This is a genomic window from Actinomycetota bacterium (assembly GCA_041658565.1).
Lineage (GTDB): Bacteria > Actinomycetota > AC-67 > AC-67 > AC-67 > JBAZZY01.
On record JBAZZY010000026.1, the window covers coordinates 1 to 14,002 of the forward strand.

Here is a 14,002-nt window from a genome sequence, read left to right on the forward strand (position 1 = left end):
CACCGCCGGCCGGACGCTGGCCTGGACGTGGTCGGCTTCTACGAGGTTTTGGCATCTGGCGCGTAAGACTATCAGTCTGCTCCGCGCGGGGCTGCGCAGCCCCTAGCCGTCCGACGCCAGGGCGCGAACCCGGCTACGCAGTTCCGCGGTCGTCATCCCCGCGATCGACAAGCGCTTGTCCACGGCGGCTGTCCCAGAGACCACATCCACGTCGCGCGCCGGAACCCCAAGCCACGCCGCTATCGCGCGTACGACGGCCTCATTCGCCCTGCCCTTCTCCGGGGCCGGGCGCACCGTGACCCGCACGCCGGCCGCCGCCGTCCAGCCGACCGCGTCGGCGCGCGCCCGAGCTCGAACACGCACGCGCAACACCGGTCCGGCCTTGGTCTCCTCCACCGCGTCCTCCGGGTTCATCCCGGGAATCCTACGCGCGGCAGGCGAGAGCCCGAGGGTGGTCCATATACTGCCCGCGTGGATCCCAAAGCCCTGAACGCAATCGTGCACGACCGCGAGGCGGCGTACTACGACGACCGCTTCCTCATCGACTACGACGGACGAATCGGCGCCGAGGTCCGCCGCGACCTCGGCGCCCTCCTCGGAGAAGTCCCGCGCGCGCGCCGAGCCCTCGACGTCGCATGCGGCACCGGATACTTGGCCGTCGGACTAGCGGCCTCAGGCATCGCCCGCGAAGTCCACGCAACCGACCTCTCGGTGCGAATGGTCGAGCGGACTGCCGAGAACGCCGCGCGGGCGGGCGCGTCACTGACGGTCGCCCTCGCCGACGCCGAGCGACTCCCCTACGCCGACGCGGCCTTCGATCTGGTCGTCGCGCGCGCGGCCCTTCATCATCTTCCCGATCCGGCCGCCTCGTTGCGCGAGATTCGCCGGGTGCTGGAACCCGGCGGAATCGCGATCGTCACGGCGGAACCCACTCCAGGCGGAGAACGCCAAGTCGCGGCCGTTGTCGGCGTAGCGGTGCGCGCCGTCGGTTTGTTGAACAAGCTGCGCGGCCGCACGCAGGACCCCGAACACCTCACTTGGGAACTGGCCTCAATGGCGGCAAACCTGCACACGTTCACGCCGGACGAAATCGAATCCACGGCGCGCGCGGCGGGGTTCGAGCAGGTCGAGGTGAGCAAGGCCTCACTCGCGTGGATCCTTGCGCTGGGAATCAACTACTACCTCGTTGGGGAATTCGACGGCCTCGCGCGCAACCGTTGGGTTCGACGCGGCGCGCGCGCGTCGGCAGATGCCGCGGCGGCATTCGACCGCGCGATCACCGACCGGTTCCTGCCCGCCTCTTGGCGACACACCATCCAGGCGGTCATGCGCTAGGCGCAGAAGGCCCGCTTCGGAGGAAAGACCGTCCGCAAAGCGGCCTGCCTTCTGGCGCCGCGGGAAGGGAACGGGGTACGATCCGTGCCGATGCGATTCAAGATTGGTTTGCCTGCGGCGGTCGCACTGGGTTTCCTCGGTTTGGGGTTCCTTTTTATTCTGCTCGGCTGGAACGGCTCAGCCGGCGTCAACTGTGTGGACTGCCAGATCCCGTACCTGATCTCAGGCGGAGCTGCCGGACTCGGTTTCATCATCCTCGGCGCCGGATTGCTGCTCTTCGAGGCGGGTCGCCGGGCGCGCGGTCAACTCGAGTCCAAGATCGACGAACTCGTCGACGCGATCCGCCGGAACACCGAGCGCCCGGCCGACACTGAAGCCCCGCCGGCGGCTGCACCGGCCGCCCCGCGCAGGACGGCGAAGACCGCAGCCTCAACGAACGGCAACGTGGTGATCGGGCGGTCCTCGTTCCACCGTCCGGGCTGCCGACTGGTCGAAGGCAAGGAAGATCTCGACCACGCATCCAAGGACGAAGCTATTGCCCGCGGATTACAGCCCTGCCGCGTGTGCGATCCGACGCTCGCGTCGAAGAACTAACCAAGGAACTCAGCCGGGTCGGCCAGGACCTACGAAGTCCTACCCCAGATACGCCGCGCGCAGATCCGTGCCGCGAAGTTCTTCGTCTCCAGCCCCCGAGAACACCAGGGTTCCCTTCTGCATGATCCACGCCCGATCGGCAAGCTTCAAAGCGCCTGCGTTCTGTTCGACCATCACGACCGTGATCCCGGTCTCGGAGATATGCCGGATGGCCGCAAACATCTCCTTCGCGAGCTTCGGAGCCAGACCGAGACTGGCTTCGTCGATCAGAAGGAGTCGCGGTCGCGCCATCATCGCGCGCCCCACGGCAAGCATCTGTTGCTCCCCGCCCGACAACGTCCCCGCGAGTTGGTCCCTTCGCTCGTGAAGACGCGGGAACAGCTCGTACACGGCCTCTAGGCTCTGCGCGAACGATCCCGGCTCCTTCCGCCGCACCCACGCGCCCAGACGCAGGTTCACCGCGACAGTCAGCGCAGGAAACACGCGTCGACCCTCCGGCGAAAGAGCGATGCCGCGGGCGACGCGTTCGGACGGTTCCAGTTTCGAGATCGGCTCGCCGTCGAAGTAGATCTCCCCCGACCAGGTGTGCAAAAGCCCGGTTAGCGCCATCATCATCGTGGACTTCCCGGCCCCGTTGAGGCCAAGCATCACGCCGAACTCACCTTCGTCGATCTGGAGTGAGATGCCGTGCAGGACCGGAAGCGAACCGTATCCGGTACGCAGGTCCTGGATCTCAAGCAGCGCCATCTTCCTCCCCCAAGTACGCCGCCACTACTTCCGGATGCTTCTGAATCGCCTGCGGTTTCCCCTCGGCAAGGAGCTTGCCGAAGTTCAGCACATACACGTGATCGCACACGCGCACCACGAGCGGAACGTGGTGCTCAATCATCAGCACCGTCAGACTCAGTTCCGTACGCAACCGAAGCAGCAGGTCGCCGAACTCGTGCGCCTCTTCCGGGCTCATCCCCGAAGTCGGCTCGTCGAGAAGCAACACGTCGGGATCCCCCGCAAGAACCGCGGCAATCTCCGTCAGTTTCTGAAGTCCGTAGGGGAGCTTTGCGACGCGATCCTCGTGATGGTCGATCAGCCCCATGAAGTTGAGGATTTCCAACGCGTTCTCGCGAAGCACTTGCTCCTCGGCCCACGAAGCCGGAAGCCCGAGCATCCCACCGACGGCGCCGTATTTCACTTTCGCGTGCTGCGCGATGAGCATGTTCTCGAGAACCGACAGGCTCTTGACCAAGCCGACGTTTTGGAACGTCCGACCGAGCCCCATCGCAGATCGCTTGTGCGTCGGCGTCCGGGTGATGTCCTGCCCTCGGTACGACACGGTGCCGCTGTCGGGCTGGTAGACGCCCATCGCGCAATTGAAAAACGTGGTCTTGCCTGCGCCGTTGGGCCCGATCAGCCCGACGATCTCCCACTCGTTGACGTCCAGGCTCACTTCGGACAGCGCCTGAAGCCCGCCGAAACGCATCGATAGATCGCGGATCTCAAGGACGGACACCGGCACCTCCCGTCTGAACGCCGCCTTCGTCATGCTTGAGGCTGAACGGTTTTCCACGCAGCCACTCGGTGATGGGGCGAAGCTGCTGCCCCATCCCCCCCGGCGCGACGGCCAGAGTGAATAACAGCAGCACCGGCCCGATGATCAGCACCCACACCGTGAGCGCATTCGCCGCCAGCGGGAAGATCGCAAAGAACATCGAGGCGCCAAAGATCCCGGCGCGCGATCCCAGGCCCCCGACCGCGGCCATCAACACGAACGTCAGCGCCAACTTGAAATCAAAGTCCACGGAAACAACGACGGTCCGCCAATGGGCAAACAAAGAACCGGCTACGCCCGCAACGGCACCGGAGAGCACGAATGCCAGCAGTTTGTACCCGACCACATTGATCCCAAAACTTGCCGCCGCGATCTCGTTCTCACGGATTGCCAGGATCGCACGACCTGCCTTCGTCTTCAGCAAGCGCCAGTCGACGAACAGCACCGTGCCGAGGACTGCGTAGCAGACGTACAGATACGCGGTCTCGCCCGCAAACCCGTTCGGACGAGGCGCGAGTGTCCCTGCTCCTCCTCCCGTCAAACTCGGGATCGAGAAGATCACGCGCTCGGCAATACCTCCGTATGCGAGCGTGATGAGCGCCAAGTACAGCCCCTTCAAGCGCAGCGCCACGAACCCAAGGGCAAGGGCAGCCACCGCCCCGGTCCCTGCCGCCACGAAGATGGCGAACCAAAACGGCATGCCTACTTCCGACACCATCAGCGCAGACGTGAACGCCCCGACCCCGACGAACGCCTGGTGCCCAAGCGAGACCTGTCCCGCGTACCCCATCAGCACGTTGATCGACAGGCCGACGATCACATAAATGATGCCGAGCGAAATCCACGAAACCTGGAAAGACGGCAGTACGAGCGGCAGGAGAAGAAGCACAGATCCCATTCCCGCCACAACGGCGGCACGCGAGAACCACTCGCTTCCCGAAGGCATCCCCACTTTGAGCAGCGGCAGGAACGAACTTTGCTGCGATGTAACCGCCATCTACGCCTCCGACCCCAAAAGGCCCCGCGGGCGAACGAGCAGGATGGTGACCAGCACTGCGAAGACCAGCAGATCCGGCAGCCCGGGGATATCCACGTACGAATGAATGTACTTAGAGTCGAAGTAAGCGCCGAGCGCATGGATGATTCCAATCACCTGACCCCCGACGAACGCGCCTGCGAGGCTCGTAACGCCTCCCACGACCGCCGCCGTGAAACCAAGGAGCAAGAAGTTCACCGTCATGAACCCAGGAGTAAAGATCGTGTCTGATCCCTGGAGGATTCCGGCCACTCCCCCAAGGACCGCGGCGAACACCCAGATGAACGTCGAGATCCGACGCGTCCCGATCCCTACCAACTCCGTAGCCACCGGCTCTTGGGACGTGGCCAGCACCGCGAGCCCGAGATCGGCCTTCTTGAAGAAGTAGGCCAGACCGGCGGCGAGTCCGCCGAGCACGGTCAATGTAATCACCTGCTGCCAAGTGATCACCGCGCCAAATACTCTCAGCGCCTGGCCCGACACAATGGGCGAAAGCTGGCGGATTTCCGCCCCACCGATCTTGAGTTCAAGGGCGATCGCGAGCAGAGCGACGCCGGCGGTGGCCACGAGCAGGGTCACCCGCGGCGCCTCGAACAGCGGACGCACAACTAGCCGCTCAACGACGAACCCCACGAACCCCACTCCGACAAGAGCGATGGGAATCGCGAGGCCGTACGGCACGTGGACGACCTCCAGCAGGGAATACAGGAAGAAGGCGCCGAGGGATCCGAACTCAGCTTGAGCAAAGTTGAATACGCGCGAGCCCTTGTACACCAGAACGATTCCGATGGCCAGGAGGCCGATGACGGCGCCCTGAATGATGCCGATGGTCACGAAGGTAAGCACGCGCTCCCTCCCCAGTCGGTGACGGGATTCTTAGAAACTGGAGTGGAGACCAGGATAATCGGGATCCTCGATGAACTGTGCTCCCGCCTGTACATCATGCGCCGCGTCGGCCGGTTCGGCACAACTCCCTCGCAGCACGTGCACGTTCTGCGCCCCGAAAGGACTGCCCGGGGTGAAGCGAAGGGTTGGGAACAACTGCGACGCGTAACTGAACCGACTCATCGTGCTGACGAAGCTCTCGCGCGTCACGTTCGGCCCCGCAGCCAGCAGCGCCTGGTGAATACCTTTCATGATCCCCCAGAAGGCGAGCACGAGGTCCCCGTTCTTGTCCCGGGTGTTCACATCCGCCGCGAACCTCTTTGCGGCTTGCGCAAAGTCCGGGTCGTACTGCCCCTGCTGGACCTGCTTCCAGCCTGCCCAAGGAGAAAGGAAGATCGCCCCCTGAACCGTGGAAGAAGTCGGGTTAGGGCTCTTACCGCACACAGTGTTTAGAAAAGCATTGAGGTTGTTCGTGATTCCAATACCGACCCACTTGGGTTTGTATCCGTTCTTGTCCGCCTGAAGCCCCAACTGCACGGTGAAGGTCGGCGCGGTGATCGGCATGAGGATGTCCACGCCATCCTGCTGAGCCTGAGTGGCAACCGTCTGCGCCTCCGTCGAACTGCCTTCCTTTACGACCGTGTACGCCTTGTACTCCCAGCCCGCCGCGAGGACCGCCTTCTTCAATGCCGCCGCCGCGTCGTTGAAGTTCGGCGTGTTGGGACGGACGTGTCCGAACAGAATCTTGTCGTTGCCCCCCCCGATCCCGCCGTAGACGTCCAGACTCTTCTTCGCATTGACCTTCTTCAGGAGTTGCAGGAGCAAGGGCATCTGTTGCGCGTACGACATCGTCACGGCGAAGTACGTCGATCGCTTGCTGAGCCCCGCCTCCTGTACCCCAGGAGACAGATACGGGATCTTTCGTCCTTCGGCGTCGGCGTACTGCGCACACGCGTTGATCTGGTCCGTGCCCGCACCACCGATCAGCATGAACGCGCGATCAGACGTCGCCATCTGGTTGCAAACGGCTACCGCAGTCGTCGGCGTGTACTGGTCATCGCGGAACACAACCTTCACTTCGCGGCCATAGATCTTCTGCTTCTTGACCTCGTGCAGCCATCGCCAGTAGAGATCCTTGCCCTTTTCGAACGCAAGTGGCTGGATCGGCGCCGCGCCGGTCAGAGGAGCATGCAGACCGATCGTGATCGTTGTGGCCGTGATGCCGGTGCGATCCCCCGCGATCGGTCCGGTGCCCGTGCCGGTTCCTGTACCAGTGCCCGTTCCCGTTCCGGTGCCCGTGCCGGTTCCGGTGCCCGTGCCGGTTCCTGTACCAGTGCCCGTTCCCGTTCCCGTTCCCGTTCCGGTGCCCGTTCCGGTGCCCGTGCCGGTGCCGTCTCCGGGCACATTGATGGTTCCTCCGGCTGGCCCTCCCGCCGCGTGCACTCCCGCATGCTGGCCGCACGAAGCAAGCACCAGCATCAACAGAATCGCCAGCGCGCCAAACCGCGCACCCTTCCAACAACTCATCGGCTTCCCCCCGAGACGGCCACGCCTTGATTCAACTTCCGTCCGCAATCTCCGCATCCTCGCTGCCCATCCTGCGACGACGCAACAACGCGGCGACCCGGCTGCTGGAGATGAACCCCCCGGCGCCCACCGGAACAGGATCCTCTCCGATCACGCTGGTAACCAGCCCCAATCCCAGAATGCCGAGCGGAATGACGCCAAATACCCAGGCGGGGGTCTTCGGATTCGCCGCGATGGGAACAACGCGCTCAGTCCCGCTCGCCCCCCCCGTTCCGATCCCCGAAGGAACATCCACTTCCAACTGGGGAATGTAGTCGTCGATCGGGATCGGGTTGCCAAAAGACGGGAATTGACTCCCGTCCGTCGGAGGTGATGACGGTGGTGGTGACGGTGGTGAGGCGGCGACCGTGTACTCGACGATCGCGCGACTGGCATCTTTCTCGGCCACGTAGGTAAGTTCAGTCCCGTCGGCAGCGGCTACCGTCGTCGGCTTCCCGTGAAACTCCACGGTCCACGTCTGCGCAACCCCGGTGTTGACCGGCATGAGCGCAACACCTTCGTTGAACATCTCGCCGGAGGTCCACTTCTTGACGATGTGCGTGATGTCAAAGGTCCAGACCGCGCCGTCCTTGGAGACCGTCCCACCCGCGCTAAGGCTGCAGTCCGTGAAGGGCTCGTTCCGCACCGTTTCGACTTCCGCGGTCGTATCGGCGCTTTCAGGATGCGGCCGGACCACCGTTGTGGAATATGGAGGATCTCCCTCTGCCGGGCCCCATGGCTCGGTCACAGCGCAGGCTTGGATCGCCGCAGTGGCCTGGTTAGAGGTCGCCGGAGGCTGCTCGCGCTTAGAAGCGTGCTCTTGGATGTGCTCCCCCGACTGCAAGGACACATTCATCTGAACTAGGAACCGGCTGACTTCAGCCCCGTCCGGAAGGTCGGCGAGATTGAAGAACACGTAGGACCGCATGTCCGACCCGCCGTCCTTCATCGATACGCCAAGGTGTCCGGGCGAGATCGGAGACGCCGTGCCGGCAGCGTTTCCTGCGACGCCGCCGGTAATGGAAGCCGCACCGCACACCCCAACCGCTGGGTCGTCCGAACACGTCGTGACCTTCGAGTTCGACGACCAGAACCAGGCGGTCTTCTCTACGATCAGAGGCAGCGACTCGGCGCGCGCGCCCGGAATCGGGATCAAAGACAGGCCGACCGCGATCACGGCCGCCGCCGCCGCGCGCTCGCGGCGGAACCTGCGCGCCACAACAGATCCGGAAGATGTACTCATCGGGGCCCTCACCACCTCAAGATATTACGCTTTGTCGGTTTCGAAGCGCAATGACGCCTCTTGTACCTATGACGCCGTGCTCCGCATGCGGGTTCCCTCGCTGAACCTCGACCTTAGAGCGCCTTCGACTCCCATCCCACCGCCGGAGCGACGAGATCCAGAAACCCGCCCAGGATGTATGCCGTCAGCCCCCAGACGTAGTGACCGTCGACCTCGAATACCCGCATCGGGTGACGGGTACCGCCGTACTCCCACGCCTCGGTGCGTCCGGCCTCGGCAAGGGCGCGCAAGGGCAACTCGATAACCTGAGCGATCTCGTGTGGACTCGGGTCCCACCGCTCCGGCGGCGTGATCGCACCCACAAACGGCGACACGACGAAGTCGCTGGAGAACGTCGGGCACTGGTCCAGCGCGCCCAGTGGGCGGATCTGGGGCGGAGGTAACCCGATCTCCTCCGATGTCTCGCGAACCGCCGTGTGCCACAAGTCGAGATCCCCCGGATCCTCAGCACCGCCGGGAAACGAGATCTCACCCTTGTGTGAACGCACAGTCTCGGTCCGACGCGTCAACACGATCCACGGTTCATCTTCACGCTCGAACAGCGGCAACAGCACCGCAGCTCGACGTCGGCCGGGCACGTCCAACGCGCGCGGCGTGCGAGCATCGAGCGCGCTTGTAAACGCATGACGAAATGGCTCACTTAGTGGGAGCGCGGGTCGGAGCAAGGGTTCCACCAGGAGTAATCGTACCGGGACGGCCGGATCGCCACCGCCACAACTCCAACAGCGAAGACCGGTTGGATGCGATTTGCCCGGCGGCCGCCGCGCGCCCGTTAGGATTAGCCTTCGGGAGGGTTGTGCATGTCATCCGTGATCGAGATCCGGAACCTGAGCAAGCGCTACGGGCACGTGGAAGCGGTGACGGATCTGTGTCTTTCGATCCCCGAGGGCGAGTCGTTCGGATACCTCGGACCCAACGGCGCAGGGAAGACCACAACGATCCGCTGCATGCTCGGTTTCATCTCCCCGAGCGCGGGGAACATCGAGTTGTTCGGTCGCGACGCGCGACGCCACCGCGTGAACGTCCTCGCGCGGATCGGATACCTCCCCGGGGAGTTCGGCCTGTGGCCGTCTATGACCGGCAGCGATCACCTTGCCTACTTGGGACGGCTCCACCCCGCACCGCCGCGCGCGCGGACGACCCTGTGCGAGCGATTCGAACTGTCGGATGCCGACCTCGGCCGACAAGTCCGCCACTACTCCCGTGGAATGAAACAGAAGCTCGGACTGATTCAGGCGTTCCAGCACGAACCCGAGTTGATCATGCTGGACGAGCCGACCGAGGGACTCGATCCGGTAATGCAGGAGCGATTCCTTGAACTGGTCCGCGAGCACCGCGACCGCGGAGGAACCGTATTCATGTCCTCGCACATCCTGTCTGAAGTGCAAGCCGCCAGCGATCGCGTCGCAGTGATCAAACAGGGGCGACTGGTCAAGGTCGGACCGGCCTCGGACCTGAGCGGAGGACACGTGCGGCACTGCGCCCTCCAACTGAAGGCGCCGGCGCGCGCCGGGTTGCTCGACGACGTCGCCGGCATCGAGGCCCTCGTCGTGAATGAAGACCGAACGGCGTTCATCTTCGACTTCCGCGGTGAAATGGAGCCGCTCGTCGAGCGGCTTGCCGGAGCAGGAGTGATCGAGTTTCTCGCTCGGCCGGAAAGCCTGACCGAAGCATTCTTCGACATCTACGGTGAACGATGAACACTGCGGTGTTCCGCCACGCGATGCGCCAAGCCGCACGCACCGGCGCGATGCTTGGAATCGGCCTCGGTTTGTTCTTCTTCCTAGTGATGTTGTCGTCGGTCTCGTTCATCGATCAGGCGGGCAATGTGCCGGGACTGCTTGCGAAGCCGCCGCGCGCCATGCGGGCCTTCGTCGGCGGAGCGGCCGACTTCACTACCCCCGCCGGATGGGTGGCGGTCGGGATGTTTCACCCCGTCGTGCTCGCACTGCAAACGGCCGGCGCGCTACTGGTCGCATCCAATTCGGGAGCATCGGAACTTGAACGGGGGACTATGGACTTCGTGTTGTCGCGACCGGTCGGACGCACGGCCATGCTGTCGGCGAAGATGGCGGCGGGACTCAGCATCTTGATGCTCGTGGTCTCAGGCGGCGTCACCGGGACCTTCGTCGCGAAGGCCGCCATCCCGGGTGTTCGCAACCTGCCCGTCGCGCACACGCTGATCGCATTTGGAGGATCGTGGCTACTGTTCTCGGTCTTCGCGATGTTCGCCTTCGCGGTTTTCGCCACCGCGTCGTTGCGCAGCAGGGCCCTGGGAGTCGCCGCCGGAACCACCATAGGTATGTTCTTCTTGAATTTCGTTGCGCTCTTGTTCGACGGCGCGTCGTGGATGCGGTTCTTTACTCCATTCCACTACTTCAGCGCGGCGAACATCCTGGAGTCGCGACCGTACGCAACGGATCTCGGAATCCTCGCCGGACTGGCCGTCGTCTTCGCAATCGCCGCCGTTCGAGTGTTCTCACGCCGCGACCTCGCGCGCTGATCGCTAGAAGAGCCCGCGAACGAAACCGCCGTCCACTTGGATGGTGGCACCGGTCAGAAACGACGCCTGCTCGCTCGCGAGAAAGGCAACCAGGGCGCCGAACTCCTCGGGGCGGCCGAGGCGACCCATCGGCACCGCGGCCTCTTGCGCGCGCAACGCCTCGACGACGGTGATGCCCTCGCGCGCGGCACGCTGCTCGGCAAGCGCCTGGATGCGGTCGGTGTGAAACGGCCCAGGTGCGATTGAATTGACCGTGATCCCCGAGGACGCCAGTTCACTCGCGAGCGTCTTGGACCACCCCAGCACTCCGGCGCGCGCCGAATTCGACAACACCAGACCGTCGATTGGTTGCTTGGCCGACATGCTCGTAACGTTGATAATTCGGCCCCAATTGCGCGCACGCATGTGCGGCAACGCGGCGCGCGCCAGTCGCACCGGCACAAGCAAGTTCCGCTCCAGGGCATCGCGCCACTCCGGGAGCTCGAACTGCTCGGCTGGGCCGCTTGCGGGCCCGCCGTTGTTGGCAACGAGCACGTCCACTGCGCCCAACTGTGAAACCGTCTCCTCGATGAATCGCTCACACGCCCCGGCTTCGCCGAGGTCGAGCGCCACGGCGTGCGCACGCACGCCCATCGCGCGCAACGACTCGGCGGCGGCCTCGAGCGCCACGCCCCCCCGCGCGCACACGGCGACGTCCGCGCCCTCGCGCGCCAACGCTTCGGCCGATGCTCGACCCAAACCTTTGCTCGACGCCGCGACCGCGGCGACCTTGCCCCGAAGTCCCAAATCCATCGAGCGATTGTACGCGGAGGCCGGGCGTCGCGAGGGCGCGCGCCGATAGGATGCCGGTCATGAAGCCGGAGAGATACGTCTTCGTATGCACCAACTCGCGCCCGGAAGGCCATCCGCGCGGGAGTTGCATGGGACGCGGCGGCGCCGACGTCCTGCAGCAGTTCCGCGATCTCCAAGGAGAAAAGGGACTCACCAACTTCAAAGCTGTGGCGACGGGATGCCTCGAGCCGTGCATGGCCGGACCGTCCATCGTCGTGCACCCCGACAACGTTTGGTACGGCGGCGTCACTGTGGACGACGTCGAACGCATCATCGATGAGCACCTAGTCGGTGGCCGTCCCGTCGAATTCCTCGTCCTGGACGACGACGCATTCGACGGCGCCCAGCGCGGCCCCAAGGAAGCTCCGCCGACGGCGAGCATTTGAGCGCGATGCCGGGCGAAGAGCGCGCGTACGGCCAGTGGAAGGAGCTGTTCCACGAGGTTGTCTCGACCGGCCTTTGCACCGGCTGCGCCGCGTGCATAATGGCGTGCCCGCGGGACGTGCTGAACTACGAGCGAAGCACCTTCCACCCGTTCAACATCGAAGACTCGACGGCGTTCGACGACTGTATTCACGGACAACGCGGGTGCGACATCTGCACGAAAGCTTGTCCACGGTTTCGCGCGTGGGAAGTCGAGTGCGATACATCGCTGTTCGGGCGTGCGCGCGCTGCGAACGAACCGGCCGGCATCTTTCGCGACATCTACCTGGCGCGCGCCACCGACTCGGCAACGCTCAACGCCGGACAAGACGGCGGCCTCGTCTCCGCCCTGCTGATCTGGGGCCTGGAGAGCGGCAAGATCGACTGCGCGCTCGTCAGCAAGTTGAGTGACGAGCGTCCCTGGGACGCCGAGCCTTTCGTCGCGACGTCCCGCGAGGATGTCCTGGCATCAGCCGGGTCGCGCTACACCTACTCCGCGAACCCACTCGCGATGAAGGAGGCTGAAGCACGCGGCTTGCGCAACGTCGCGCTCGTCGGCATGGGATGCCAATCGTCGATCAACGGAACCGTCAACGCGCGCAACGTGGCAAAGTACAGCCGTCGCATCGCGTTCACGATCGGCCTGCTCTGCTCGAAGTCCTTCACCTACGAAGGCTTAATGCAGGGCAAGATCGCCACCGAGATGGGGATCCCGCTCGACGACATCTCCAAGGTGAACGTCAAGGGCAAGTTCCAGATCCGGTTGCGTTCAACCGGCGAAGAGGTCGACATCCCGCTGAAGCAATGCCGGCCGTTCACTCGCGAAGGGTGCAAACAGTGCCCGGACTTCGCGGCCGAGCACGCGGATATCTCGACCGGAGGGATCGGCCGGTCCGAGGGGTGGACCCTGACGATCGTTCGGACCGAACGCGGCGCGGAGTGGCTGCGCGCGGCTGCCGACGCCGGGCTGGTCGCGGTGAAACCCGGCGTCGATGATCCGGCCGCTCTGGCCCTAATGCACAAGCTGGCCGTCGCCCAACGCCGCCGGTGGCCCGACCTGGGTTCCGCGCTCGCCGCGCCCGGGGTCGTCTCGCCCGACCCCGAAACCCAAACCTGATCGACCCATCCCCCTCTGTTCATGCGTCGAGTAGGGTGAAAAGGTCAGACGCCCAAGGAGGCTTCATGGAAGCAATGGAGCTTGCATACGAAGAGCGGGGATCAGGCCCCGCGTTGGTGTTTGTCCACGGATTCCCCCTCGACCGCACGCTGTGGATTCCTCAGTTGGCGGGACTCGCGAAACGGCGCACATGCGTCGCCATCGACCTCCGCGGACACGGACTGTCGGCAACCGAATCCCTTGAAGGATTCTCGATGGACATGTTCGCCGACGACATCGCCGCCACACTCGACGGCATGCAGATCAAGCAAGCCGATTTCGCCGGTCTTTCGATGGGCGGCTACGTGCTGTTCTCGCTGTGGCGGCGTCATCGTGCGCGCGTGCGTTCGTTGATCTTCATCGACACCAAGGCGGAAGCCGATTCACCCGAAGCGAAAGACGGTCGGGAAAAGACCGCTGAAATGGTTGCGCGGGACGGCATGGAAGCGCTGCACGACGGCCTCGGCCCCAAGATGTTCGGTGACGCGCCGGCGGATCAGGTGCCCGCGCAAGTCAAGCGGATGTTCATGGAAACCGCCCCCGAAGTCGCCGCCGCCGACCTTCTCGCAATGCGCGACCGGACCGACTCAACCGATTTACTTGCAGGCATCGACGTGCCGGTGCTGTGGATGCACGGAGAGCAAGACAAGCTCATGCCGATCGAAGGTGCCGCGGCAACGGCTGCCCGCATCCCCGGTGCGAAGTTCGTCGCCATCCCGAACGCCGGCCACGTCGCCAACCTAGAGAACCCCGAGGCCGTGATCGCGGCGATCGGCGAGTTCCTTCCACGGAAGTAGGCGGCAAGAAAAGAGGCCGGGGAAGAC

16 protein-coding genes are annotated in these 14,002 nt (G+C 64.4%); 7 read left to right on the forward strand and 9 right to left on the reverse strand.

The window, feature by feature from the left end; all coding sequences use genetic code 11:
* Nucleotides 1-102: 102 nt before the first annotated feature.
* On the reverse strand, nt 103-414 hold the full coding sequence (locus WDA27_11670; protein ID MFA5891589.1) for a DUF167 domain-containing protein: 312 nt from the start codon (nt 412-414) through the stop codon (nt 103-105).
* 57 nt (nt 415-471) lie between these two features.
* On the opposite strand from WDA27_11670, the gene WDA27_11675 reads away from it, so the two are divergent.
* Together WDA27_11675 and WDA27_11680 are read left to right on the forward strand one after the other, a co-directional pair.
* Nucleotides 472-1,335, forward strand: a complete 864-nt coding sequence (locus tag WDA27_11675; GenBank protein MFA5891590.1) for a class I SAM-dependent methyltransferase — start codon at nt 472-474, stop codon at nt 1,333-1,335.
* A 90-nt stretch (nt 1,336-1,425) separates the two neighbouring features.
* On the forward strand, nt 1,426-1,929 hold the full coding sequence (locus WDA27_11680; GenBank protein ID MFA5891591.1) for a hypothetical protein: 504 nt from the start codon (nt 1,426-1,428) through the stop codon (nt 1,927-1,929).
* 39 nt (nt 1,930-1,968) lie between these two features.
* On the opposite strand, the gene WDA27_11685 is transcribed toward WDA27_11680, so the two are convergent.
* The 7 genes from WDA27_11685 to WDA27_11715 all read right to left on the reverse strand — a co-directional run bounded on the left by WDA27_11685 (nt 1,969) and on the right by WDA27_11715 (nt 8,939).
* Nucleotides 1,969-2,676, reverse strand: coding sequence for an ABC transporter ATP-binding protein (locus tag WDA27_11685; protein MFA5891592.1), 708 nt, complete (start codon nt 2,674-2,676; stop codon nt 1,969-1,971).
* Entirely contained in the window at nt 2,663-3,436 is a 774-nt protein-coding gene (locus WDA27_11690; protein ID MFA5891593.1) for an ABC transporter ATP-binding protein, read from the reverse strand. The genes WDA27_11685 and WDA27_11690 overlap by 14 nt, the downstream gene beginning before the upstream one ends.
* A complete protein-coding gene (locus WDA27_11695) occupies nt 3,423-4,472 on the reverse strand; it encodes a branched-chain amino acid ABC transporter permease (protein MFA5891594.1) in 1,050 nt (349 codons plus the stop codon). Before WDA27_11695 ends, WDA27_11690 begins: the two co-directional genes overlap by 14 nt.
* On the reverse strand, nt 4,473-5,357 hold the full coding sequence (locus tag WDA27_11700) for a branched-chain amino acid ABC transporter permease (GenBank protein ID MFA5891595.1): 885 nt from the start codon (nt 5,355-5,357) through the stop codon (nt 4,473-4,475).
* A 30-nt stretch (nt 5,358-5,387) separates the two neighbouring features.
* Nucleotides 5,388-6,923 carry an ABC transporter substrate-binding protein gene (locus tag WDA27_11705; GenBank protein ID MFA5891596.1) on the reverse strand — a complete coding sequence of 512 codons (1,536 nt, stop codon included), beginning with the start codon at nt 6,921-6,923 and terminating at the stop codon, nt 5,388-5,390.
* Nucleotides 6,924-6,954: 31 nt separating this feature from the next.
* Nucleotides 6,955-8,205: a hypothetical protein gene (locus WDA27_11710; GenBank protein ID MFA5891597.1), complete on the reverse strand. Its 1,251-nt coding sequence runs from the start codon at nt 8,203-8,205 to the stop codon at nt 6,955-6,957.
* A gap of 113 nt (nt 8,206-8,318) precedes the next feature.
* Nucleotides 8,319-8,939, reverse strand: coding sequence for a CoA pyrophosphatase (locus WDA27_11715; GenBank protein MFA5891598.1), 621 nt, complete (start codon nt 8,937-8,939; stop codon nt 8,319-8,321).
* 126 nt (nt 8,940-9,065) lie between these two features.
* On the opposite strand from WDA27_11715, the gene WDA27_11720 reads away from it, so the two are divergent.
* Together WDA27_11720 and WDA27_11725 are read left to right on the forward strand one after the other, a co-directional pair.
* A complete protein-coding gene (locus tag WDA27_11720) occupies nt 9,066-9,965 on the forward strand; it encodes an ABC transporter ATP-binding protein (GenBank protein ID MFA5891599.1) in 900 nt (299 codons plus the stop codon).
* Complete coding sequence (locus WDA27_11725; GenBank protein MFA5891600.1) at nt 9,962-10,768, forward strand: ABC transporter permease subunit; 807 nt, start codon at nt 9,962-9,964, stop codon at nt 10,766-10,768. Before WDA27_11720 ends, WDA27_11725 begins: the two co-directional genes overlap by 4 nt.
* Before the next feature lie 3 nt (nt 10,769-10,771).
* Here the strand turns inward: WDA27_11725 and WDA27_11730 are convergent, their stop codons facing one another.
* Complete coding sequence (locus WDA27_11730) at nt 10,772-11,560, reverse strand: SDR family oxidoreductase (protein MFA5891601.1); 789 nt, start codon at nt 11,558-11,560, stop codon at nt 10,772-10,774.
* A 59-nt stretch (nt 11,561-11,619) separates the two neighbouring features.
* Here WDA27_11730 and WDA27_11735 point away from each other — a divergent pair, with 59 nt between their 5' ends.
* The 3 genes from WDA27_11735 to WDA27_11745 all read left to right on the forward strand — a co-directional run bounded on the left by WDA27_11735 (nt 11,620) and on the right by WDA27_11745 (nt 13,975).
* Entirely contained in the window at nt 11,620-11,985 is a 366-nt protein-coding gene (locus tag WDA27_11735; protein ID MFA5891602.1) for a (2Fe-2S) ferredoxin domain-containing protein, read from the forward strand.
* Between the two features lie 5 nt (nt 11,986-11,990).
* Nucleotides 11,991-13,139 carry a Coenzyme F420 hydrogenase/dehydrogenase, beta subunit C-terminal domain gene (locus tag WDA27_11740; protein MFA5891603.1) on the forward strand — a complete coding sequence of 383 codons (1,149 nt, stop codon included), beginning with the start codon at nt 11,991-11,993 and terminating at the stop codon, nt 13,137-13,139.
* Nucleotides 13,140-13,204: 65 nt separating this feature from the next.
* Nucleotides 13,205-13,975, forward strand: coding sequence for an alpha/beta fold hydrolase (locus tag WDA27_11745; GenBank protein ID MFA5891604.1), 771 nt, complete (start codon nt 13,205-13,207; stop codon nt 13,973-13,975).
* Nucleotides 13,976-14,002: the final 27 nt, after the last annotated feature.